Consider the following 23849-nt stretch of genomic DNA (forward strand, 5'->3'; position numbering starts at 1 on the left):
TGAGAGGCGCGGATTTGCACGCTTAACCTTTTGAAATTTATCAAGTTTAATTTCTGATCTCTCTGCTGTTTATTTCATCACAGGTTGCTTAATGTAGGAATTTCTTAACCGCCGTAGCTCCTACGACTTTACTCAGGCCATGAAGTCGGCCCGGATCATAGCAACCCACAATTGGTGGGACCGATAGGTTGGAAGATTGCGGGTTTAGGCAAATGCTGATACGCTGGGGTACCGTAAGGACATGCTTGCCATGCTCATGGCGGGGCGCGCCGCCCAGCAGATCGTGGTCGGCAAGGTGTCCGCCGGGTCCGCTGGTTCGGACGAAAGCGGTTGTCCCGGATCAGCGCCCTTGAGACAGAACTGGTTTAGTTGAGAAGAGAGGATTTTCGGCTCATCGTAGCTCTATCAAAGGAAGCGAAGATGAGACAGAAATCCGGGCCGCAGTCGTCAGCGGCTGAGAAGACGATCAAGGACATCCGCCGCGCCACGCGCAAGCACCACTCAGCCGAGGACAAAATCCGCATTGTGCTGGACGGCTTGCGTGGTGAAGATAGCATCGCCGCGATCTGCCGCCGTGAGGGGATCGCGGAGAGCTTGTATTATAGCTGGTCGAAGGAATTCCTCGAGGCGGGCAAGAAACGTCTTGCGGGCGATACCGCCCGTTCGGCGACCAGTGACGAAGTGAAGGCACTTCGTCGTGAAAGCCGCGACTTGAAGGAGGCTCTGGCCGACCTCACCCTGGAAAACCGCATGCTCAAAAAAAGCATGATCGCGGATGGGGGCGACGACGAATGAGATACCCCGCCACCGAGAAGCTTGAGATCATCCGGCTTGTAGAGCAGTCGCATCTGTCGGTCAGGCAGACCCTCGACAAGCTCGGCATTCCCAGGCCGACCTTTTATCGATGGTATGACAGGTTCCTGACCCACGGCGTCGAAGGGCTGGAAGACCGGGCTTCCGCGCCGTCACGGGTGTGGAACCGCATCCCCGATGATATCAGGGATCGCATCATCGCACTCGCGCTCGATCATGCCGATCTGTCGCCGCGCGAGTTGGCGGTGAGGTTCACCGACACGGAAAGCTATTTCGTGTCAGAGGCTTCGGTCTATCGCCTGCTGAAAGCACACGACCTGATCACCTCGCCAGCCTATATCGTCATCAAGGCCAATGACGAGTTCAAGGACAAGACCACGCACCCAAACGAGATGTGGCAGACCGATTTCACCTATCTGAAGGTCATCGGCTGGGGATGGTTCTATCTCTCCACCATTCTCGATGACTTCTCGCGCTACATCGTCGCCTGGAAGCTGTGCACGACTATGAAAGTCGATGATGTCACAGACACGCTCGACTTGGCACTGGCCGCCTCAGGTTGCAACAGCGTCAAGGTCGAACACCGGCCGCGCCTGCTGTCGGATAACGGGCCGTGTTACGTTGCCTCCGATCTCGGTGAGTGGCTGGAAAAATACAAGATCGATCAGGTCCATGGCGCGCCTGGCCATCCGCAAACGCAAGGCAAGATCGAACGCTGGCACCAGACGCTCAAGAACCGCATCCTGCTCGAAAACTACTTCTTTCAGGAAGACCTCGAAGCCCAGATCGCGGCCTTCGTCGAACATTACAATCATCGCCGATACCACGAGAGCCTCGACAATCTCACCCCGGCCGACGTCTACTTCGGGCGCGGCCAGTCCATCCTGCTCGAACGTGAAAGGATCAAACGAGACACCATCAGACAGCGCCGCTTGAACCATCACGCCAAAGCGGCTTAAATCAACCCGCAAACCGAGCCGGAAACTCCGCTCTTCCAAAGCCCGAAAAGTCTCAGTTCATTTGACGACGGACAGGCCTGACGAAGCTCGCGGTTCTCCCGCTCCAGAGCCTTCATCTTCTCGGCCGCGTCGCTCGGCAGGCCTGCTCGTTTGCCGCTGTCGACCTCGGTCTTCTTCACCCATTCATGCAGCGTGGCTGGCGAGCAACCGATCTTGCCCGCAATAGATGAAACGGCTGCCCACCGCGACGGATGCTCTGCCTCGTGATCCAGCACCATACGGATGGCGCGTTGGCGGACTTCCGGTGAAAATTTGTTTGTTGTCTTGCTCATATCGGCTCCACTTTCTCAGAAGTTGGAGCCTCCGGCAAACCCGGCGCGGTTCACAATGACGCGACGGCTGTTGGAAGCGCTGGCGCCGAATACTGATCCTGTTGCCTGGCAATTCCGAGGAGCCATTTGTGGAACCTTTGGCCGAACGGCTTTTCAAGAGCGGTCCTGTCCCAGGCGAGATAGTAGCTTTCGGAAAGCTTCATGCGAATGTCGAAGGGAACGATCAAACTGCCCGAGGCAATCTCGTCCTGCACCATGGAAACCTGCGCGAGTACAAATCCGCGCCCATTGGCGGCCGCGTCGATGGCGCTGCTCGACAAGGTAAAAGAAAGGCCGGAAAAGGTCTGCCGGCCATCGGCATCGATGAGGCTTGCCCAGTCCTTCCATTGCGGCGACGCCTTGTAGTCTGCCTCCCATTCCACATTGAGCAGGGGAAATGTGAGGATGTCCTGCGGACAGCGCGGAGCGCCGTTTGCAATGAGCGCAGGCGAACAGACCGGCACGACCCAATCGGTGAACAGAACTGCTACGTGTTCGTGGGCGTAGGAACGCCGGCCGTAGGTGATGCGGAAATCCACCTCCTCCGCACCGAGGCGAGGTTCCTGTTCCTGGCCGAGGATGCGCACGTTCGAGCCCGGACAGAGCGACTGCCAATCGAAGATCTTGCGGCTGACCCAACGGCTGGCGACCGAGGACAGGGCGCTGAGCACGATGCCGCTTTCGTTGCGCGCACGCGTCAGGACATTGGCGGCGTGGGAAAGCTGCTGAAAACCCTTCGCAACCTCGCGATAATACAGCCGTCCCCAGGACGATAATTCCACCCGCCGGCCGCGCCGCTCCAGAAGCGTCAATCCAAGACATTGCTCCAGATTGCGCACCAGCTGGCTGACGGCTCCCGGCGACACGCCGAGGTCTTCCGCGGCAGCACTCACCGAGCCGCATCGTCCAATGGCTTCAAAGGCCTGCAAGCCACGCAAGGACGGGTTCGACATCGTTACGCATTCCTCCCGCGACGCATCCCAATTTAGATTTTCTAAAATAGAACGCAGCAGCTGGCAACTTGTTGGCGCCGAGAAAACAACGAACATTCGCTTATCAAAACGCAAGGAGAGCGAGATGTTTCTCAAGAATGCCTGGTACGTCGCGGCCTGGGATCACGAGGTAAGCCGCGAGCTGAAGCCCGTCACCATCCTCGGCGAAAAGATCGTTCTTTACCGCCGGCAGAATGGCCAGGCCGCCGCGCTGGAGGATGCCTGTCCCCATCGCAAGCTGCCGCTCTCCATGGGCCGCATCAAGGGCGACGACGTGGAATGCGGCTATCACGGCCTGACCTTCGACTGTTCGGGCACCTGCACCCGCGTTCCGGGTGCAGAGCGTATTCCCCATGTCGCCAAGGTGCGCTCCTACCCCGTTCACGAGCGCTACGGCCTGCTCTGGATATGGATGGGCGAGGCGGAAAAGGCCGACCCGAAGGACATTTTCGAGGTGGAGTATTTCGACGACCCGGCATGGGGCATCAATCGCGGCGAGTCCATGACGCTCAACTGCAACTACCTCTACATGACCGACAACCTGCTCGATCCGTCCCACGTCGCTTGGGTCCATCAATCGTCCTTCGCAAGCTCAGCCTGCGAGGAAACGCCGCTGGAGACGACCGTGAAGGACGATGGCGTGACCGTTTGGCGCTGGATGATCGACTCCGAACCGGCACCCTTTTATGCCCCCTTCCTGCAGTTCGAGGGCAATACGGACCGCAAGCAGCACTACGAGGTCCGCTACCCGAGCAACGCCATCATCAAGGCGATCTTCGCGCCGGCCCATACGGGCGGCGAAGGCCGCGCGCTGCCGGAAAACACCTTCCTCATGGACAGCTACAACTTCATGACGCCGGTCGATGAGAACCGCACCAAATACTACTGGTTCCAGATGCGCAATTTCGCGCCCGACGACGCCAAGGTTTCCGAGAGCTTCGCCAAGTCCGTGCGCGGCGCCTTCGAGGAGGACCGTATCGTACTGGAGGCCGTCCATCACGGGATGGCGAATATGCAGACGCCGAACCTCGACCTGAAGATCGACGTCGGCCCGATGCGCTTCCGCCGCAAGCTCGCCCAGATGATCGCTGCCGAGGCGCAAGCCGGGCCTGCCCACGCAGCGGCTGAGTAAGGATCGCCCGAATGCTGGACGCCGCGGCCTCGCGCTTCCGCCCCTTCGAAGTCATCTCGAAGGCACGCGAAAGCACCACCATCACGTCTTTCCGACTTGCCCCTCTCGACCGGCAGCACTGGCGGCCGTTCGAGGCCGGACAGTTCCTCACGATACGGGTTCCCGATAGCAAGGGTGGCCATGTCCTGCGCAACTATACGGTCTCCTCGTCCCCACGCGAGGAGGGCACGTATCGGATCACCGTGAAGCGTGAGGCCGCACCGTCGCAAGACGTGCCGGCGGGTGTGAGTTCGTGCTGGCTGCATGACGAGATCGAGCCCGGCGCCATCGTCGAGATCGACCTGCCGCGCGGCGCCTTCAAGCTGGACACGTCGAGCCGCCGGCCCGTCGTGCTGCTTTCCGGCGGCGTCGGGCTGACGCCGACGGTCTCGATGCTCGATGTGCTGGCGCGGGAAAGCAACCGTCCCGTCTGGTTCATCCACGCCTGCGACAGCGGGGCCGTCCATGCCCTGCGCGGCGAGGTCGAACAGCTTGCCGCCCTCAGACCCGGCGTCACCGTGCATTTCTGCTACCGTTTCGCAGAAAGCGCCGACCTCGACACGATGCGGTGCCATTCCGAAGGCTTCCTGACACGCGCCACCCTCCAGGAACTTCTGCCGCTCGACGATTACGACATCTACATGTGCGGCCCGCCCCCCTTCATGCAGGCGCTCTATGGTATTCTCACCGGCCTGGGCGTCCGCAAGGAACGTATCGCCTATGAGTTCTTCGGCCCGGCAAGCCTTCTCAAGGAAGCCGCGCAGACAACACCGCACCCCGTCAAGCCGCCCGCCGACGACCAATCCCCCGCAGGCGACGGACCTCATATCGTTCTTCAGAAATCCGGGCGCAGGCTCTCCTGGGACGGCACGAGCGAATCCATCCTTGCCTTCCTGGAGGCACAGGGCATCGAGCCGGAATTCTCCTGCCGGGCTGGGGTCTGCGGAACCTGCGAGCAGGGCCTCGTCTCCGGAGAGGTCGACTATTTCGAGGAGCCGCTGGACGTGATGCCGAGGGATCGGGTGCTGCTGTGCTGTACCCGGCCGAAATCCTCGCTCGTGCTCGATCTGTAGCGACTGTGACCAAGAGGCTGCGGCCTGAACCGGGGGGGCCTCGCCACCCGAAGGAGAACCCGTGACGAAACTGCTCCGAGATGAAATTCCGCTCAACCCGCATGTCGCCGGTCTGCCGCCCTACAATGCCGGCATGAACATCGCCGCCGCGCAGAAGCACAGCGGCCGGCAGGACATCGCCGCGCTCGCCAGCAACGAGAACCCGGACGGCTGCTCGCCGAAGGTCGCCGCAGCCCTCGCCGGCCTCAATCCGGCGCGGTATTGCGATCCGGCCTGCACGACACTGCGCACGGCCCTCAGCCACAAGCTCGACGTTCCCGCAGACCGCATCGTCGTCGGCAACGGCTCGGAGGAGATGATCGCCGCGGCGTGCCGCGCCATTCTTCGTCCCGGCGCCTTCGTCGCGACGCTCTGTCCCGGCTTCGGCCTGCACGAGATAGAGGCGCTCGCCAACGGCGCGCGGGTCGAGAAGGTTGCCATGCGGCCGGACCTGGATTTCGACATTCCCGCGATCGTCGCCATGCTTACGCGCAAACCGGTGATCTTCTTTCTGTCGTCGCCGTCCAATCCCGTCGGGCCGGCGCTTAACCGTGACGGCCTCGAGCGTATTCTCTCGGCGGTTCCGCCACAAACGCTGCTCGTGCTGGACGAGGCCTATTTCGAGTTCACCGACGACGACATGCCCGACGGGCTGGCCGCCCTCGCAAAGACCGATCTCTCCTGGGTGGTGCTGCGGACCTTCTCCAAGGCCTATGGGCTTGCCGGCCTGCGTGTCGGCTATGCCGTGACGTCGGACCTGCGCCTGGCGCGCGCCATGACCGCCGCCAAGACACCGTTCAACGTCAATGCCGCCGCGCAGACCGCCGCACTCGCTGCACTCGAAGACGAAGCATGGATGCGCGCATCGGTCGCCGCACTGAAGCAGGAACGACAGCGGGTCTCCCAGCGCGTCGCAGCCCTCGGCTTTCGCGTCGCCGGATCGCAGACGAACTTCCTCTTCATCGATGTCGGCTGGGACAGCCGGGCGGCGCTGGATCACTTCCTGTCGAAGGGGATCATCATCAAGCCGTGGAAGGAAGCCGGCTACGAAACCTTCATCCGCGTGACGATCGGCAGCCGCTCCGAAAACGACCGCTTCATCGAGGCGCTGACCGCTCTCGCCACGGAGTGACGCGCCGCAGCGCCGCTCCAATCCGACAAGACAGAACAGGGGGTCAATCTACGGCCCGAGGGAACGAACCATGAGCGCAAACGCAAGTCTGCCCAAAGCGAACCGGGAGCCACATCGCATGTCCTCATTGACGCCATCCGGTCTCTTTTCCGGCGACTACTCGGCTCTCCGCACCCGGTTCCTGGCCGCCGCGCGCACCGCCGGGGCGAGCCTCGTCGAATATCTGCATCCGCTGCATGGTCCAGACGGCGAGCGGCTTGCGACCGATGTCGCCTATCTCGGCCGCAACGATGCCCGCAAGCTCATGGTGCTGATTTCCGGCACCCATGGGGTCGAAGGTCCGTTCGGTTCGGCCTGCCAGACCGCCTGGCTCTCCCAGAACACGCCCTGGCAGCTTCCCGACGATACCGCCGTGCTCGCGATCCATCTCATCAATCCCTGGGGCAGCGCATGGTCGCGCCGGGTGAACGAAGACAATGTCGACCTCAACCGCAATTTTATCGACTGGCAAAAAGCACCGCCGAAAAACGAACCGTACGGCGCCTTGCACGGCGCGCTCGTCTGTTCCGCCCTGGAGGGGCCGGACCACGACGCGGCAGCGGAGACCTATGAGGCGGCCAAGCGGCAAGCCGGCGGCTATGCCGGCCTCGCCCCAATCATCGAAGCTGGCCAATACGATTTTCCGGATGGGCTGTTCTATGGTGGCGATGGCCCGGTCTGGTCCAACCGCACGCTCATCGACATCCTCTCCACCTTCGCGCAGCAGGCGGCCGAGGTCGTCGTTTTCGACCTTCATACGGGCGCCGGTCCCTATGGTTATCCGGCGCTGCTGTCGGTCGCTGAAAGTGAGCACGCCGGGCTGGACTGGGGGCGGAGCATCTTCGGCCCCACACTCTCGGTCGTCGTCACCGGTGCGAACGCGACAACAGATACCGGCATTGCCGCGACCGCAACCGGTTATGTTTCTGCGGCCGTGCGGACCGCGCTGCCGAAGGCCCGCGTCCTGCCGCTGGTGGTCGAATGCGGCACGCTGGACGGCGCCACCGTTTCCGACGCGGTGCAAGCAGACAACTGGCTTCATCTGTTCGGCAAGGTCGACACGCCGCTCGGCGGCAGGATCAAGGAAACCCTGCGCGCCGCCTTCATCCCCGAGGATGCGGACTGGCAGCGCACATGCCTTGCCGCATCGCTGCGCCATTTCGATCGCGCCTTCGCCGACCTCAAGGCGGTTGGCGGCGCCGGCCCGGAAAAGACCGTTCCGGCAGCAGCGGCTGTTACCGTCGTCACCCATCCCGACGTAAACGGCCCGAGGCTTGCCGAACGGCCGGCGATCGAGGTGCACGGCATCCACAAGCGTTTCGGCATCCTGCCTGTGCTGAACGGCGTCAGCGTCTCCGCGCAGCCGGGCGAGGTCGTGTCGATGATCGGCTCTTCCGGCTCGGGGAAAAGCACCTTCCTGCGCTGCATCAACCTGCTTGAACAGCCGAACGACGGACGCATCGTCATCGACGGCGAGGAAATCCGCATGAAGAAAACGGCGGACGGCAATGCCGTTCCGGCCGACATGCGGCAGGTCGAGCGCATCCGCTCGCGGGTCGGCATGGTGTTCCAGAACTTCAATCTCTGGCCGCACATGACCGTGCTCGAAAACATCGTCGAGGCGCCGCTGCATGTGCTGAAGGAAGAGCGGCAGGCGGCCGTCGATCACGCTCACGCTTTGCTGAAGAAGGTCGGGCTCTCCGACAAGCACGCGCAATATCCCGGCCAGCTCTCGGGCGGCCAGCAGCAGCGCGCCGCCATCGCCCGCACGCTTGCGATGCGCCCGAAACTCATCCTGCTCGACGAACCGACCTCAGCACTCGATCCCGAGCTGGTCGGCGAAGTGCTGCGGGTGATCCGGCAACTGGCCGAAGAAGGAAACACGATGATCCTTGTGACGCACGAAATGCAGTTCGCGCGCGAGGTCTCGCACAAGATCCTCTTCCTCCATCAGGGAAAGGTGGAGGAAGAGGGTGCCCCGGCGGAGATTTTCACCAATCCGCGCTCCGAACGCATGCGCCAGTTCCTGGCCCGGACGTTCTGACAGCCGCCGGCCTCACCCACCCGACAACGAAGCTCAATATGGGGAACCACAACATGAAGCTGAAAAGTCTGTTGCTCGCCACGCTCTTTGCCACCGGCCTCACCACGGCGCAGGCCGCGGAAGGCGAATTGTCGATCGGAACGGAAGGCGCTTATCCGCCTTGGAGCATGGCCGATGCCGTCGGCAACGTCACCGGCTTCGATGCCGATGTCGGCAACCTGCTCTGCGCCAAGCTGGAAATGAAGTGCCAGTTCGTCGTGCAGGCCTTCGACGGCCTCATTCCGGCACTGAAGGCCAAGCGTTTCGACGCCATCATTTCGGGCATGTCGATCACCGAGGACCGCAAGAAGGAGATCAACTTCTCCATCGGCTATGCCGAACTCGCCAACATGTTCGTCGCGCCGAAGACGTCCGACCTTGCCGGCATCAAGGATTTCGACAGCCTGATCAAGGCGCTCGACGGCAAGAAGGTCGGCGTGCAGGCCGGCACGACCCATGCCCACTACCTTGAGAAGAACGTGCCGAACGCCGACCTGAAGACCTATGACACGCTCGACCAGATGCAGATCGACCTCGCCAGCGGCCGCGTCGATACGGCCTTTTCGGACGCGTCCGCGATGGAGGATTTCCTCGCCAAGCCGGAGGGCAAGGATTTCCAGCTGGTGGACGTCAAGATCGCCAGCTCTTCCGATCCGACGCTCGGCGAAGGCATCGGCGTCGGCATCGCCCAGGAAAACACCGAGCTGAAGGCGCGCATCGACAAGGCGCTTTGCGAACTTGTCGCCGACGGCTCTATCGGCAAGGCGAGCCAGACCTGGTTCAAGACGGACATTTCCCGCCCCTGCAAGTAACGCCGACATGGTGTCTCCCGGATATCCTCCGGGAGACACCGCCTCCGACAGGATAACAGACAGGTTTGGGCGGGCCCGATGGAATTTGGATTATGGCAGGTATGGGAGGGCGGCTGGATCGCCGCAATCCTGCGCGGCGCGGCGATCACCATCGCCGTCGGTATCGCGAGCATGGCCTTCGGCATTGTCATCGGCATTGCCTGCGGCCTGATCAAATGGGCGCGGCTCTTCCCGCTGACGCTGGCGGTGGATTTCTACACGTCGATCGTGCGCGGCGTGCCGGAGCTCCTGATCATCTATCTTCTCTTCTTCTCCTCCGTCGAATTCGTCGGGCAGGTCGCCGCCGCCTTCGGCTATGAAGGACTGGCCGGCAACGGCTATGCCTTCATCATCGCCGTTATCGCGATCGCGGCCATATCCGGCGCCTATTCCACCGAAGTCGTGCGCGGCGCGCTTGCCGCCGTTCCTGGTGGCCATATCGAGGCGGCGCGTGCGCTCGGCATTCCCGGCAGACGCATCTTCCGCCGGATCATCGCACCGCAGATGCTGCGGATTGCCGTGCCCGGCATGAACAATGTCTGGCAGACGACCATCAAGGATACCGCCCTCGTCTCCGTCGTCGGCCTGCAGGAATTGATGCGTGCCGCCTTCGTCGGCGCCGGCTCCACCCGCCATCCCTTCATTTTCTATTTCATCGCGGCTGTCGTCTATCTCGTCATCACGCTGGTCAGCCAGGGTGGTTTCGACCGGATCGAGCGCCTTCTGCGCCCCCGCACGAGGACATAGGCCATGGATCTCGATCTCATCCAGCTTGCCGTTCCGACCCTTGCCAAGGGATTGTGGCTGACCGCCGTCCTGACACTGGCAGCCGTCGCCGTCGGCTTCAATCTCGGCCTCGCGCTCGCCGTCATGCGGCTTTCGAAAAACCGGTTTGTCAGTGGCTTCGCCAAGGGCTACAGCACCGTCTTCCGGGGAACGCCGCTGCTCGTTCAGCTCTTCCTCTTCTACTACGGCCTCGGCCAGATTGCCTTCGTGCGCGACAATCCCGTCCTCTGGTGGATCGTCGGCGACGGTGTTCATTGCGCCGTGATGGCGCTGGCGCTCAACACCGCCGCCTATACGTCGGAGATCCTGCGCGGCGGCCTCCTGTCGATACCTGGTGGCCTCGTCGAGGCGGCGCAGGCCTGCGGGATGTCGCGACTCCTGTGTTTTCGCCGGATCACGTTTCCGCTCGCCATAAGGCAGGCCTTGCCGGCCTATGGCAACGAACTCGTGCTCGTCGTCAAGGGAACGAGCCTTGCCTCGACCATCACCGTGCTGGAAATCACCGGCCATGCGAAACGCCTGATGAGCCAGACCTATGCGATCCTCGAGGTCTTCGCCATCGCCGGCGTGCTGTACCTCCTGATCAATCTGGTGCTGATCACCCTCGTCCGGCTGCTTGAAGCCCGCCTGACGCGCTACCTGCCGCGATAACCAAATCTCCGAAACGACGGACACTCTGGAAGGAAAGACCATGGACGTACGCGCCGCCGTTGCCGTTCAGGCCGGAAAACCGCTTGAAATCATGACCGTACAGCTCGAAGGCCCGCGCGCCGGCGAAGTGCTGGTCGAGGTGAAGGCGACGGGCATCTGCCACACCGACGATTTCACCCTGTCGGGCGCCGATCCGGAAGGCCTCTTCCCGGCCATCCTCGGCCATGAGGGTGCGGGCATCGTCGTCGACGTCGGCCCGGGCGTCACCTCGGTGAAGAAGGGTGACCACGTCATTCCGCTCTACACGCCGGAATGCCGCGAATGTTACTCGTGCCTGTCACGCAAGACCAATCTCTGCACCTCGATCCGCGCCACCCAGGGCCAGGGCCTGATGCCCGACGGCACCTCGCGCTTCTCGATCGGCAAGGACAAGATCCACCATTACATGGGCTGCTCGACCTTTTCGAACTTCACGGTCCTGCCGGAGATCGCGCTCGCCAAGGTCAACCCGGACGCGCCCTTCGACAAGATCTGCTACATCGGCTGCGGCGTGACGACCGGCATCGGCGCGGTCATCAACACGGCCAAGGTCGAGATCGGCTCGACGGCCATCGTCTTCGGCCTCGGCGGCATCGGCCTCAACGTGCTGCAGGGCCTGCGCCTTGCCGGCGCGGACATGATCATCGGCGTCGACATCAACCCCGACCGCAAGGCATGGGGCGAAAAGTTCGGCATGACGCATTTCGTCAATCCGAAGGAAGTCGGCGAGGACATCGTGCCGTACCTCGTCAACATGACGAAGCGAAACGGCGACCTGATCGGCGGCGCCGACTACACCTTCGACTGCACGGGCAACACCAAGGTAATGCGCCAGGCGCTCGAAGCCTCGCATCGCGGCTGGGGCAAGTCGGTCATCATCGGCGTTGCCGGCGCCGGCCAGGAGATCTCGACGCGCCCGTTCCAGCTCGTCACCGGCCGCAACTGGATGGGCACCGCCTTCGGCGGCGCGCGCGGCCGCACCGACGTGCCGAAGATCGTCGACTGGTACATGGAGGGCAAGATCCAGATCGATCCGATGATCACGCACACGATGCCGCTCGAGGACATCAACAACGGCTTCGAACTCATGCACAAGGGTGAGAGCATCCGCGGCGTGGTGGTATACTGAGCGCGGGTTCAAGACCGCCTGCACCTCGCAATCCATGCATTTGCACCGCCGCGCCAGCGCTGGCGGTGCCTGTTATCGGCCGCGCATGCCGCGCCGGCCATGAAGGAGGAGAAACCCATGCCAAGTATCGCGATACACCCATCCGTCGACAACGGGTTCAAAGCGACCGATGCCACCTTTTCCGGCGGCACGCTCGTCTGCAACTGCGCGAGCAATCCGGTCAAGGTCCGCGTCAAGGGCGACATCGCCCATAACCACGCCTGCGGCTGCACCAAGTGCTGGAAGCCGGACGGCGCCGTCTTCTCGGTCGTCGCCGTCGCCTCGACCGACAATGTCAAGGTCGTCGAAAACGGCGACAAGCTCGCGGTCGTCGATCCGGCCGCTCTCATCCAGCGCCATGCCTGCAAGGCATGCGGCGTGCATATGTACGGCCCGGTCGAGCGCGATCATCCGTTCAAGGGCCTGTCCTTCGTGCATCCGGAACGTTTTGAAGAGAGCGGCTGGGCCAAGCCCGGATTTGCGGCCTTTGTCTCCTCGATCATCGAAAGCGGCTACGATCCGGCACAGATGGACAGCGTTCGCACCCGGCTGCGGGAGCTCGATCTCGCACCCTACGACTGCCTCAACCCCGCCTTGATGGACTACATCGCCACCTGGACGGCGAAGAAAAACGGCACGCTTCACGCCTAAATGCCCTGAGCTTCCCAAGGCCAGCCTCTCCCATTTTCCCGATGCCATCGACAGGACCTGTCCAATGCACCGTCTGAAGCCCGAATTCACCGTCGAAATCCATACCATCGTCGGTGCGGGAAATTTCAGGGAGGGAGAGGCGGTCGCCATGATCGATTACGGCGTGGCCCCGGAAAATCTCGACGCCGGCGCCGTCGTCCTCCCCGGCACGACCGGGGAGGTTGCCGCCATCGTCCAATGCTGCCGCGCCCACGGCGTCCCACTTGTCACGCATGGCGGGCGAACCGGGCTCGTGGGCGGCGGGATGTCTAAATCGGGCGAACTGGTACTCTCCACCGCCCGCCTCAATCGCATCCTGCATCTCTGCCCCGTCGAGCGCGTTGTGGTGGTCGAGGCCGGCGTGACGCTGCAGGCGCTGCAGGTGGCTGCCGCGGAGCATCGCCTTGAACCGGGGATCGATCTGCCATCCCGCGGCTCGGCGACGATCGGCGGCATGACCTCGACGAATGCCGGCGGGATTTCGGCCTTCCGGTCGGGGGTCATGCGGCATCGCATTCTGGGACTGGAGGCCGTGCTGGCGGATGGCTCGGTCTATTCCGACCTGACCCGCGTTGTGAAAAACGCCGCCGGCTATGATCTGAAACATCTGTTTGTCGGTGCGGAAGGCACGCTCGGCGTGATAACGCGGATTGCCGTCAAGCTCGAACCCCAGCCTTTGGCCACCGCGACAGTCCTGTTCGGCCTGGCGTCTGTGGATGCAGCACTTGAGACGGTGCGCCGGGGGCTCGATGCCGAATACGGCCATCTGCGCGCCGCCGAAGCGGTCTGGCACAGCTATTTCCGCCTGACCTCCAGCCACCATCACTGGTCGGCGGCCGACTACGCCACCGATCATCCCGTCAACCTCCTGATGACGCTCGGTGGCGCGGACGAGACCGCCTTGCAATCGGAACTCGCGCGCATCTACGAGGATGTGGTTGCCGTTCATCCCGACACCTCGGCCGTCATCGCCTTTTCGGGCGCGCAGGAGGCCGATCTCTGGCGGCTTCGCGAGGACACGGACCTCATCTATCGGCAGCATCCGGGCGCGCCATCCTACGACGTCTCCATTCCCCTCTCGCAGGTCGCGTCCTATCTCGAACGGTGCCTCACTGATCTGAAGGCGATCGATGCCGCGCTCGATCCCTATGTCTTCGGCCATCTAGCCGACGGAAACCTCCACATCGTCCTCAACAGCACCGGCGGCGACATTCCGGCCGAAAAGGCGCGTGCCGTCGAGGAGGCGATCTACCGGGGCATCGGAGAGCTGGGCGGGTCGTTTTCTGCCGAACACGGGATCGGCGCGAAGCGGGTGGCGCCGCTATCGGCTTTGTCCAACCCGGCAAAACTCGCCCTGATGCACCGGATCAAGGGCGCGCTCGACGCGCCGGCACTTCTCAATCCCGGAAAGGTGCTCGGGGCAGGCAGGATCTAGTTGTTTGATCCGGTGGTTTGATGGTGCGATCCTTTCCTTGGAATGGAAGGATGCCCTATGGGACAAATTCGTCACGGAAGCGCCACGACCACGCACGCTGTCCGAGCAGCAATACAGCGATCGCAAGCTTCGCTCGCGCAACTGAGCAGGGAGTTGGGCATCAACCCCAAGACCGTTGCGAAGTGGCGCAAGCGTGCGACGGTCGAGGATATGAAGACGGGGCCGTCAGAGCCGCGGTCCACCGTCCTCACCGAAGCCGAAGAGGCGATGGTCGTGGCATTCCGGCGTCATACGCTTCTGCCCTTAGACGATTGTCTTTACGCCCTGCAGCCCTCGATCCCTCACCTGACACGATCCGCACTGCACCGGTGCCTACAACGGCATGGCATATCGCGCCTGCCTGATGTGGAAAGGCGACAAGCCGAAGCGGTCGAAGTTCAAGCGCTACCCCATAGGGTTCTTCCATATCGACATCGCCGAGGTTCAGACCACTGAAGGCAAACTATATTTGTTCGTCGGTATTGACCGCACGAGCAAGTTCGCCGTGACCCAACTCGTCGACAAGGCCGACAGGAAGACCGCCTGGGAATTCCTTCAGCATATGCTCGAAGCCGTGCCCTACCAGGTCCATACCATTCTCACCGATAACGGCATCCAGTTCGCAGAGCAGCCTCGGAACCGGAATACCATCTACTCCCGGCCAATGCGCTTCGACATGATCTGCGAGGCCAACGGGATCGAGCACAGGCTAACCAAACCTAACCATCCATGGACCAATGGCCAGGTCGAACGGATGAACCGCACGATCAAGGAGGCCACCGTCAAGCGCTTCCATTATGACAGCCACGACCAGCTGCGAACACACCTCGCCGACTTCATGGCGGCCTACAACTTCGCACGAAGGCTCAAGACCCTCGGCGGTCTCACGCCATATGAATACATCTGCAAGGTCTGGACCTCAGAGCCAGATCGATTCATCCTGAACCCGATCCACCAGATGCCGGGACTGAACAGCTAGATCACATCGATCCCGCAGGAACCCGGTCGAGCGATACGAGGCGCTCCCGGGTCTTCCCTATCCGCCATCCAGACCGCAAGATTTAAGGGTTGTCTTGCGCGGGTGCCAAAGACAGATCATTGATATCGCGAAGGCACTGGGAAAGCAGGTCGTCGCCGAGGGCGTTGAAACGGTGACAGAACTCCACGCGCTACGAGAACTCGGCTGTAGCTATGGCCAGGGGTTCCTGTTCGGCCGGCCCGCCCGCGCATCTGATTTACGAGTTTCGCCCGACTAACGGACAGGAACACGGGTCGTGTCCCATCAGTTGGTGTAGCTCGGCGATAATGAAGCCGCTCGCGAGCGCGCCGTTGGTAGCGCTGTAGCGAGTGAGCGGCGTGTGGGTGGTCATCGGCGCTTTCCGGTAGGGTTTGGTTGTTGACGCCAACCCATTTCGGAAGGACCACCGATGACCGATGACATGATGAACCTGCGCACGCTCGTGGAGATGTCAACGATTATCCCGCACTTCTTCGAGCACGGCGGAAACGTGACCGTTGGGGAAAGAGGAAAAGCGCCTGTATCGTCGGCATCGCTGGCGTTCGGAAGGTTTCCATGGCGAGGCGAAATCCTGGCATGGTCTCGCACGGGCTGTGCGCCGCGGCCTGGAGAACATGCGCATCCAGTCCTTCCTCACCGCTATGGCGATCAACCTGAAGCGGCTTGCCGCCGCCTTTTTATTATTCTGGAGCCTTATCTGGGGGATGTCACGTTATCGAGCGGTGATTGCGCTCTGCCGACGGCTCTCGGAAATCAGGCAACCGCGCCCGTCACAGCTTTCCAATGCGCAATTGCGCGGATGCGATGGATGTGGGTGGCGAGAGCGGAGCGGTTGTGACGTGGGGTGACAAAGAGATTTCGCAGCGCCGAGAAAATCGAGATGAAACGCTGCAAGCCTCCGGCTGATCGGAAACCCTGCATCGTCCGCTCTCGTTTTCGAAGCGGCAGGTGAGAGTTTTCCGCTCGGTTGTTGAGACCTTTATGGGACCGGTGTTCAACCGTTGGCATAATGTCACGCCTGGCTGCGCCATATGAGCGGAGCTTGTCGGTGACGATCCGCCTTGGCGGCATGCCTGTTTTCTTCAGTAACCTGATGAGCAATCGCTTCGCGGCCTTGGTGTCGCGTCGGCTCTGAACAATCTCATCGAGAACGTAGCCATCTTGATCAACGGCACGCCAAAGCCAGTGCTTCCTGCCCGCGATGGAAATCACCACCTCATCCAGATGCCAGACATCCTGAAGCGAAGGCCGCCGGCGACGAAGCTGCTTTGCGTAGGCCGGTCCGAATTTCAGACCCCATCGCCGGATCGTTTCATACGAGACGACGATGCCACGCTCCAGCAGCAACTCCTCGGCCAGGCGCAGGCTCAGCGGGAACCGAAAGTACAGCCAGACCGCATGGGCGATGATCTGATGCGGGAAACGGTGACGCTTGTAGCTGATGGCCGGTTTCTTCATCCCAACGTCTCTACCCACCACTCACTCACAGGAGGTTTACGTGACAACGCCCAGCTACTATATTGCCGTCAAGGAGACCGCATCATGGCCAGCCAGATCATTCACTTCGCCGGGTTGTCGGATCGGGACCGCAGGGCAGCCTCGCCGCTGCCCAAGCTTACTGCTGGCGACAGGCTCGAGCTTCACGTCCACCACGAGGGCGGCCGCGAGCACAAGCTCTCAATTCCACCATCGGCCGCCGCTGCGGTTGAAGCCCTACTGGCGCATATGCTGCGTGGGGAGCGCGTCGCCGTCCTTGCTGAAGACCAAGAACTCAGTCCAACAGAAGCTTCCGCCATTCTGGGCATCTCACGGCCTCTCGTTGTCCTGCGGATGGACCGGGGCGATCTGCCGTTCCGCTACGTGGGTAAGCATCGGCGCGCCCTCCTGAAGGACGTGCTCGCACTGAAATCCAGGCTCGACACCCGCCAGTCCGCAATGGATGCGCTCGCTGAGGACACAGAGGATCTCATTCAGACCCATGGCCTCTAAACCGCCCGTCGCGGTCTACGATGCCTGCGTCCTCTATCCGTTTCACCTGCGCAACGTCCTGATCCAGTGCGCCTTCGACGGCCTCGTCGAAGCACGCTGGACGGACGACATTCATGACGAATGGATCCGCAATCTCGCAGCCAACACGCCGGCATTATCCATTGAACGCCTGATAGCGACACGCGACAGGATGAAGGCCGTCTTGCCGGACGCGGACGTCACCGACTACCGCCACCTCATTCCGGAGCTCCGTCTGCCCGACCCTGACGATCGGCATGTCTTGGCCGCCGCCATCGCCGGCAAAGCCTCCCTTATCGTCACTTGGAACCTCAAGGACTTTCCGACGAGGGACCTTGCCTCTCACGGCGTAGCTAGCCAGTCACCGGATGATTTCCTCACCGGCCTACATGCCACATTTCCCGACGCGCTGATCTCCAGCATCAAACGAGCCCGGCACAATCTCCGAAAGACGATGCCCTCGGTCGACGCTTTCATCGATGGACTTCAACAAAGCGGTCTGAAGACATTTCCAGCACTGCTTCGTCAGAGCATCGACGGGCTGATCTGAACCGACAAGCGTCCATGGGCCGCCGCTACGCTAATCAGAATCTATTCCTCCTCACCTTCCGCCGCCCCGACGGATTCCTCCTGCATGCCTTTCCGGCTAAGCAGCCCCGCATCCTCCAGCGCCTCGATGTCGGGCAGATCACGCAGCGTCTGCAGGTCGAAGGCCAGCAGGAAATGTTTCGTCGTGACATAGGTATAGGGCGCGCCCGGCGTCGGGCTGCGCGGTCCGGAGGCGAGGAAGTTGGCGTTGCGCAGGCTGGCGATCGTGTCACGGCTGACCTCCTTGCCGAAAATCTTGCTCAACTCCGACCGGGTGATCGGCTGGAAATAGGCGATCGCCGTCAACACCATCGCCTCGAATGCAAATTCCGAGGCAATCCGCGCCCTGATTCCGAAATGATCTCGCCCCTCCATTCCGAGAAATAGTCGCCCCCTTGTTCCGAGATGATGCCGCCCCCTTTGGAAGGGATGTGGCGTGGGGGTTCTGCCGGTGTGAAGTTCCTTCCGTCGATGTTGACGAGGAAGGAACGGGATGCCTGCGGAGAGACTGGAGATGCGGCGTGTCCGCGAGATACTGAGATATCGTTTCGAACAAGGACTGGGCCACAAATCGATTGCGGTTCGGGTCGGGGCAGCACCGTCGACGGTGCGCGAGACGCTGCGGCGGGCAACGGTTGCGGGTCTTTCGTGGCCGTTGGGTGATGACGTGAGCGATGCCGTCCTGGAGGCGGCGCTCTACAAATCGGCAGGGACGAAGACGGGTCATCGCCGGGCCCCCGAGCCGGACTGGGCCGAGGTCCATCGCGAACTCAAGCGCAAGCACGTGACGCTGCAAATTCTCTGGGACGAATACATGAGCCGTTATCCCGACGGCTACCGCTACAGCCGGTATTGTGACCTCTATCGCGGCTGGGCGCTGAAGCTGCCGGTGACGATGCGGCAGGAGCATGCTGCCGGCGACAAGCTGTTCGTCGATTATGCCGGTGACACGGTCACGGTCGTCGTTGATCGGCTGTCGGGCAAGACGCGACAAGCACACCTGTTCGTGGCGGTTCTGGGAGCGTCCAGCCTGTCTTATGCGCAAGCGCGCTGGACAGAGACGCTACCCGACTGGGTCGAATGCCATGTTCAGGCGCTGGAATTCTTCGGCGGCTCGCCGGCGCTTCTGGTTCCTGATAATGCCAAGGTGGCGATCATCAAGGCCTGCCACTTCGACCCCCAGGTCAACAGGACCTATTGCGCCATGGCGGCGCACTATGGGAGCGCCGTTCTTCCGACACGGCCGCGGCGGCCGCGCGACAAGGCGAAAGTGGAGGCCGCGGTTCGTATTGCCGAGCGCTGGCTGTTGGGCCGGCTGCGTCATCGGGTCTTCTACAGCCTGGCCGACGTGAATGCGGCGATCGCCGAACTGCTTTGCGACCTCAACGATAAACGCGTTCTGCGCCGGGTCGGCGCTACCCGTCGCCAGCTATTCGAGGAACTCGATCGTCCGGCTCTGCGGCCATTGCCTGTCGAGCGCTATGTCTTCGCCGAGTGGCGTATCCGGCGTGCCGGACTGGATTACCACGTCGAGATCGAACGGCATTACTACTCCGTTCCCTATCGCTTTGCCCGCGAGCAGGTCGAGGCGCGCATCACCGCCAACACGATCGAGATATTCCACAAGGGCGAGCGGATTGCCGCGCACCGCCGCTCGAGCGGCAATGGCAAACACACGACCATCCCCGATCATATGCCTTCGGCGCATCGTCGGTTTGCCGACTGGACGATCGAACGCATTCGGCGCGAAGCCTCTGCCATGGGACGGGATGTCGAGCTTTTGTGCGAGCGCATTCTTGCCGACCGGCCGCATCCTGAGCAGGGCTTTCGCGCCTGCCTCGGAATTATCCGCCTTAACAAGAGCTTCGGCCGCGACAGGGTCAATGCCGCTTGCGCCCGAGCGCTGGAGATCGGGGCTCGGACCTATGGCTCAGTGCGCTCCATCCTCGACAATCACCTCGACCGGACGGCGAGCTCGAATGGTGCCGCCTCGCACGAACCGATCCACCACGAGAACATCCGCGGACCTCGCTATTACCACTAAGGAGAACGAAGAATGCTTGCTCATCCAACACTTGATAGACTGAACGCCATGGGCCTGGCGGGCATGGCCAAGGCCTTCGGCGAACTCGTTGCCAACGGCGAAGCCGAACATCTCTCGCATGCCGAATGGCTCGGACTGCTGCTCGAGCGGGAATGGAGTTCCCGCTACGACCGCAAGCTTGCCACGCGCCTCAGGTTCGCCAAGCTTCGCCATCAGGCGACGCCCGAAGATGTCGACTATCGCGCCGAACGCGGCCTCGATCGTGCGCTCTTCATGAAGTTGCTCGGTGGTGACTGGATCGGCGCTCACGACAATCTCGCTATCTGCGGCCCCTCAGGCGTCGGAAAGAGCTGGTTGGCATGTGCCCTCGGCCATAAGGCTTGCCGCGACGACCGTTCCGTTCTCTATCAGCGCGTTCCTCGGCTCTTTGCCCAGCTCGCGCTCGCCCGCGGTGACGGCAGATACGCCAGGCTGCAACGCACCCTGGGCCATGTTCAGGTCCTGATCCTGGACGACTGGGGTCTTGAGCCGCTCAACGAACAGGCCCGTCACGATCTTTTGGAAATCCTCGAGGACCGCTACGGCCGTCGATCGACGATCATCACCAGCCAGCTCCCCGTATCTGCCTGGCACGGCGTCATCGGCGATCCCACCTATGCCGACGCCATCCTGGATCGCCTCGTCCACAATGCCCATCGCATCGAACTCAGCGGAGAGAGCCTACGCCGAAATCTGCCGCGCAAAGCTTGACACATCACTCGAACGAACTGACAACAATCACTGCCTGCAGACCCCTTGAAACAGGGGGCGAGATCGTCCCGGAATCCGGGGGCGCAATCATCTCGGAACAAGGGGGCGGCTTCATCGGAATCGGCAGCCTCGAACTCGGACAGTGCGGGCGCCCCTCCCCACGTCGGGGCCTGCGACGCTCGGATCGCCGGCGCGTAGGCCGGACGGCTCCGGAGCTGCCAGCCGCCGGCGACAACGTCGATCTCGTAGGGTCGGGAACGAAGCTCCTCACGCAGATCATCGATCAACAGGTCGATGCTGCAGTCCTTGCCGACGACCCGCGCCAGCGTGTCGCGACCGACCGGCTCGGCCGCGGCAAAAATCACCGCCTCGACGCGCAGCATCCATTCGCGCCAGCGCATCTCCGACGGCAAATCCGCCAACTCCCGATCCAAGAGATGTTCATCTCCAGCGTTCGCTCGCCCAGGGCGCTTTTTGTCATGCGGAGCTTTGGCTCCCTCTGGTTCCGCCATCGTCACAACCCATAGATCCGAAAAGAGGTGCGACCGGACAGTTCGCGCACGGCGCCAAAGCCTTCCAGCCGGTCGAACAGCCGCGTCGCCGCCCAGCGCGAGAGATTGCTGCCGGGCGCCGATGCTGCGACAGCGTCCTCCTCCAGCAGTTTTTGGATGACCGCGCCGGCACCCTTGGTGCGGACCTTTGGCGCAACGGTCCGCAGCGTCTCGGCGCGGCGGGCGATCTCGCCGGCGGCGCGCAGGGCCGCGCCTGTCCCCTCGGTGAGGGCGAGACAGACGGCGCGGCCAAAGGCCGGTTCTCCCGGGCGGACACGGCCCCTGCCCCCAAGCGTCTTGAAGGCCGGCCCATAGCGCTCCGCCATCAGCAGCGGCACGGCACAATCCCATTTCAGCAGCGCGGCGATCAGCAGGTCGGCCAGCATCCAGGCGAGCGGTTCGGCATCCGGCCGCACCGCATGCAGGGCCGTGACCAGATCCGCCGCGGCAAACGGCGCGGGACGGCCGGATTGCAGCGCGTCGTCGGCATGGTCGACCGCCGAAACAAGTCGATCGTCCCAGGCCAGACCCAACAGATCCGCAAGTTCGGCCACGGCTTTCGAGGAGAAGGCGGGCTTTCGGGCGGAAATCCTTTTATAGGCGAAAAGCACCCGGCCGGCAGGCCCCGGATCGTCGCCGGAGGCCATCAACAAAAGCGCGTCGCGCAACGCGGGTTCGTCCTCACTGCGCCCCATCAGCCGGACCGCGACGGCGGCACATTTGAGAGCCTGGCGAGACCGCCAGCAGCCGGCCCAGACGGGGGTGGAGCGGACAAGATCATCCAGCGATTTCAAGGCGATGCCTGCGGCGAAGGCGGCGGCAAGCGCGTCCGGTTCACGGCCGCACGGCAAGGCCCAGCCGGGCAAGGCGGCGGGGAGCGCGAGAGACGAAGCAGGCGAGGCGACGGGCGAATCCATACCCGTAAGCTTACAACGATTGTGCGCTTTACGCCATCAGGTTGAGCAATAACCGCACGGCTTGTCGTCTTCATAAAATGATGGATAAGATTGCCTTATCGGTCGTAAATCAGATCGTCCGGAAGCAGCCGGAAACGACGTGCTCTGCCGGAAAACTGCGGGGAGAAGTGACCTTCTCGGCAGGAACTCCGGCTCCGAAATGACGCGCGGACGCAATACAAGACGCGCCGGCAGACTCTGACGCCGAAAATCGAAAGAATTCGTAAACGGCCGATCCATTCGAGTGGATCGCAGCAGACGGAATCGACGCTTCGGCGCCTGCATGGAGAAACCGTCGAGAATGCTCGCCAGCGGCGCGCGGCCAGTGACTACAGCCATGCTGTCGCCAAGCCCAATCTGTATGCGAGGTAGCGAGCAGAAGCAGAACGGCGCTGGCCGCGAACGTTGCCTGATAGCCGGCCAGATCGAACAGAGCGCCCCGGAGACAGCTCCGAGCGCGATAGCAAGCTGGATCACGACCACCATATTCGGATCACACGATCCATATCGGAAAATGCAACGCTACGCCAGTTCAGCTCGAAGTCCTTGAAGGAAGGTTGGTCCGCGTTCGTTGGTGCGTTCCGGCTGATTACTTCGCGCCAGCCGATATATGCCAGTCGATATAGTCCTCCTATGCCGCAAGGCTCCTCATGCTTTAGCTAGGTCCTGTTGACAAAGTATGGCAGCCATATCTTTGCGGCTGCCAGGGCGAGGAATGCCGAGAAGGATTTTCGTGTCTTGTCGTATCGGGTCGCGACGCGCCGGAACTGCTTGAGACGGTTGAACATCCGCTCGATGCGGTTTCGATCTTTGTAAACCCGAAAGTCGCAGGCAGGCGGGTTCTTTCGGTTGGCTTTTGGCGGAATGACCGGCCTGATACCGTGGATCAGGAGTTCTTCACGCAGGAAGTCACCGTCGTAGCCTTTGTCGGCGAGGAACAACCTCGGCTTGCCGACCGGTATCGCCAGCAAGTCAGGAACGGCGTTGTAGTCCGAAGCCTCGCCGCCTGTCAGGACGAAGCCAAGAGGGCGGCCCTGACCGTCTGCTCGGGCGTGGATTTTCGTCGTAAAGCCGCCGCGTGATCGACCAAAAGCCTCCTGATAAGTCCCCCTTTTGCGCCCGCCGCCTGCGAATGGCCGCGAACAGTGGTGCTGTCGATCATGTGCTGCCAGTCATCCGTCAGCCCCAGTTCGACGAGGGTCTCAAGCAGGGCGTCCCAAACGCCTTGTTCGGCCCAACGGCGGAAGCGCACATAGACCGAATGCCACTTTCCGTATCGCTCATGCATGTCGCGCCACGGGCATCCGACCCGAAGGACATGCAGCATACCGTTCAGATATTGCCGATTATCGTGCGACGGTCGGGACTTCCTGCCGCGTTCGGTGGGCAACAACCCCTCGATGATCCGCCATTCCATATCTGTCAGGTCGCCGCGAGCCAAAACTGCCTCCTAAAAAGCAGTCTTGAATCACGCTTCTGCTGATTTGGGAATCCACTTTGTCAACAGGACCTAGGGCAATCGCCACGCAGACGCAAACGCCCAAGCTCGGATCTTCACGCCGTATAACCGCCTGTTTTTGGCGAACAAATCACTGTGCATAGCG

Annotated in this window: 20 protein-coding genes and 5 pseudogenes; 18 read left to right on the forward strand and 7 right to left on the reverse strand. The window is 62.1% G+C overall.

The genetic code is table 11. From position 1 onward, the window contains the following. The first annotated feature begins 420 nt into the window (after nucleotides 1-420). A protein-coding gene (locus shn_RS31725; protein WP_145926135.1) for an IS3 family transposase occupies nucleotides 421-1772 on the forward strand; the annotation gives its coding sequence in 2 pieces (ribosomal slippage) (nucleotides 421-757 and nucleotides 757-1772; 1353 coding nt in all). Between the two features lie 74 nt (nucleotides 1773-1846). Here shn_RS31725 and shn_RS31730 read toward each other — a convergent pair. Next, nucleotides 1847-2104 (reverse strand): annotated as a pseudogene (locus shn_RS31730) (transposase); the annotation flags it as partial. Between the two features lie 50 nt (nucleotides 2105-2154). Continuing rightward, on the reverse strand, nucleotides 2155-3096 hold the full coding sequence (locus tag shn_RS31735; RefSeq protein ID WP_023513006.1) for a LysR substrate-binding domain-containing protein: 942 nt from the start codon (nucleotides 3094-3096) through the stop codon (nucleotides 2155-2157). Between the two features lie 124 nt (nucleotides 3097-3220). Here shn_RS31735 and shn_RS31740 point away from each other — a divergent pair, with 124 nt between their 5' ends. The 13 genes and pseudogenes from shn_RS31740 to shn_RS35470 all read left to right on the forward strand — a co-directional run. After that, complete coding sequence (locus tag shn_RS31740) at nucleotides 3221-4267, forward strand: aromatic ring-hydroxylating dioxygenase subunit alpha (RefSeq protein ID WP_035228497.1); 1047 nt, start codon at nucleotides 3221-3223, stop codon at nucleotides 4265-4267. 11 nt (nucleotides 4268-4278) lie between these two features. Continuing rightward, nucleotides 4279-5379 (forward strand): FAD-binding oxidoreductase, encoded by a 1101-nt coding sequence (locus shn_RS31745; RefSeq protein WP_024271188.1) that lies wholly within the window; start codon nucleotides 4279-4281, stop codon nucleotides 5377-5379. A gap of 133 nt (nucleotides 5380-5512) precedes the next feature. After that, nucleotides 5513-6550: a histidinol-phosphate transaminase gene (gene hisC / locus shn_RS31750; RefSeq protein WP_145926141.1), complete on the forward strand. Its 1038-nt coding sequence runs from the start codon at nucleotides 5513-5515 to the stop codon at nucleotides 6548-6550. Between the two features lie 118 nt (nucleotides 6551-6668). Further along, the gene (locus shn_RS37545; RefSeq protein ID WP_024271187.1) at nucleotides 6669-8633 is read left to right on the forward strand and encodes a DUF2817 domain-containing protein; all 1965 of its coding nucleotides are present in this window, start codon (nucleotides 6669-6671) and stop codon (nucleotides 8631-8633) included. A 53-nt stretch (nucleotides 8634-8686) separates the two neighbouring features. Continuing rightward, nucleotides 8687-9484 (forward strand): transporter substrate-binding domain-containing protein, encoded by a 798-nt coding sequence (locus shn_RS31760; protein ID WP_023515447.1) that lies wholly within the window; start codon nucleotides 8687-8689, stop codon nucleotides 9482-9484. 78 nt (nucleotides 9485-9562) lie between these two features. Further along, the gene (locus shn_RS31765; protein WP_023515446.1) at nucleotides 9563-10270 is read left to right on the forward strand and encodes an ABC transporter permease; all 708 of its coding nucleotides are present in this window, start codon (nucleotides 9563-9565) and stop codon (nucleotides 10268-10270) included. 3 nt (nucleotides 10271-10273) lie between these two features. Continuing rightward, nucleotides 10274-10960 carry an ABC transporter permease gene (locus shn_RS31770; protein ID WP_023515445.1) on the forward strand — a complete coding sequence of 229 codons (687 nt, stop codon included), beginning with the start codon at nucleotides 10274-10276 and terminating at the stop codon, nucleotides 10958-10960. 40 nt (nucleotides 10961-11000) lie between these two features. Beyond that, nucleotides 11001-12128 (forward strand): S-(hydroxymethyl)glutathione dehydrogenase/class III alcohol dehydrogenase, encoded by a 1128-nt coding sequence (locus shn_RS31775; RefSeq protein ID WP_023515444.1) that lies wholly within the window; start codon nucleotides 11001-11003, stop codon nucleotides 12126-12128. 117 nt (nucleotides 12129-12245) lie between these two features. After that, nucleotides 12246-12818, forward strand: coding sequence for an S-(hydroxymethyl)glutathione synthase (gene gfa / locus shn_RS31780; protein WP_023515443.1), 573 nt, complete (start codon nucleotides 12246-12248; stop codon nucleotides 12816-12818). Between the two features lie 64 nt (nucleotides 12819-12882). After that, nucleotides 12883-14292 carry an FAD-binding oxidoreductase gene (locus shn_RS31785; protein WP_064334482.1) on the forward strand — a complete coding sequence of 470 codons (1410 nt, stop codon included), beginning with the start codon at nucleotides 12883-12885 and terminating at the stop codon, nucleotides 14290-14292. Between the two features lie 57 nt (nucleotides 14293-14349). Beyond that, nucleotides 14350-15310, forward strand: a pseudogene (locus shn_RS31790) (IS481 family transposase). Between the two features lie 94 nt (nucleotides 15311-15404). After that, the gene (locus shn_RS35465) at nucleotides 15405-15587 is read left to right on the forward strand and encodes an EAL domain-containing protein (RefSeq protein ID WP_081870565.1); all 183 of its coding nucleotides are present in this window, start codon (nucleotides 15405-15407) and stop codon (nucleotides 15585-15587) included. A gap of 218 nt (nucleotides 15588-15805) precedes the next feature. Next, a pseudogene (locus tag shn_RS35470) lies at nucleotides 15806-16023 on the forward strand (transposase); the annotation flags it as partial. A gap of 79 nt (nucleotides 16024-16102) precedes the next feature. Here shn_RS35470 and shn_RS31795 read toward each other — a convergent pair. Beyond that, entirely contained in the window at nucleotides 16103-16807 is a 705-nt protein-coding gene (locus shn_RS31795) for an IS6 family transposase (RefSeq protein ID WP_064334483.1), read from the reverse strand. 84 nt (nucleotides 16808-16891) lie between these two features. Between shn_RS31795 and shn_RS31800 the strand changes: the two genes are divergently transcribed. Both shn_RS31800 and shn_RS31805 read left to right on the forward strand, forming a co-directional pair. Further along, a complete protein-coding gene (locus shn_RS31800) occupies nucleotides 16892-17338 on the forward strand; it encodes a helix-turn-helix domain-containing protein (protein WP_023511960.1) in 447 nt (148 codons plus the stop codon). Then, nucleotides 17328-17906, forward strand: a complete 579-nt coding sequence (locus shn_RS31805; protein WP_023511961.1) for a PIN domain-containing protein — start codon at nucleotides 17328-17330, stop codon at nucleotides 17904-17906. The genes shn_RS31800 and shn_RS31805 overlap by 11 nt, the downstream gene beginning before the upstream one ends. 41 nt (nucleotides 17907-17947) lie before the next feature. Here shn_RS31805 and shn_RS31810 read toward each other — a convergent pair. Then, nucleotides 17948-18265, reverse strand: a pseudogene (locus shn_RS31810) (SMC-Scp complex subunit ScpB); the annotation flags it as partial. Nucleotides 18266-18458: 193 nt separating this feature from the next. Here shn_RS31810 and istA point away from each other — a divergent pair. Both istA and istB read left to right on the forward strand, forming a co-directional pair. Next, nucleotides 18459-19988, forward strand: a complete 1530-nt coding sequence (gene istA, locus shn_RS31815; RefSeq protein ID WP_081870543.1) for an IS21 family transposase — start codon at nucleotides 18459-18461, stop codon at nucleotides 19986-19988. A gap of 12 nt (nucleotides 19989-20000) precedes the next feature. Continuing rightward, on the forward strand, nucleotides 20001-20738 hold the full coding sequence (gene istB / locus shn_RS31820) for an IS21-like element helper ATPase IstB (RefSeq protein WP_023517565.1): 738 nt from the start codon (nucleotides 20001-20003) through the stop codon (nucleotides 20736-20738). A gap of 125 nt (nucleotides 20739-20863) precedes the next feature. Here the strand turns inward: istB and shn_RS36165 are convergent. The 3 genes and pseudogenes from shn_RS36165 to shn_RS36170 all read right to left on the reverse strand — a co-directional run. Then, a pseudogene (locus shn_RS36165) lies at nucleotides 20864-21250 on the reverse strand (SMC-Scp complex subunit ScpB); the annotation flags it as partial. A 2-nt stretch (nucleotides 21251-21252) separates the two neighbouring features. Further along, the gene (locus tag shn_RS31830) at nucleotides 21253-22206 is read right to left on the reverse strand and encodes a DUF1403 family protein (RefSeq protein WP_064334485.1); all 954 of its coding nucleotides are present in this window, start codon (nucleotides 22204-22206) and stop codon (nucleotides 21253-21255) included. 698 nt (nucleotides 22207-22904) lie between these two features. Next, a protein-coding gene (locus shn_RS36170; RefSeq protein WP_245337541.1) for an IS5 family transposase occupies nucleotides 22905-23686 on the reverse strand; the annotation gives its coding sequence in 2 pieces (ribosomal slippage) (nucleotides 22905-23356 and nucleotides 23356-23686; 783 coding nt in all). Between the last annotated feature and the right edge of the window lie 163 nt (nucleotides 23687-23849).

The organism is Shinella sp. HZN7, from assembly GCF_001652565.1.
In the GTDB taxonomy this organism is placed as follows: Bacteria; Pseudomonadota; Alphaproteobacteria; order Rhizobiales; family Rhizobiaceae; genus Shinella; species Shinella granuli.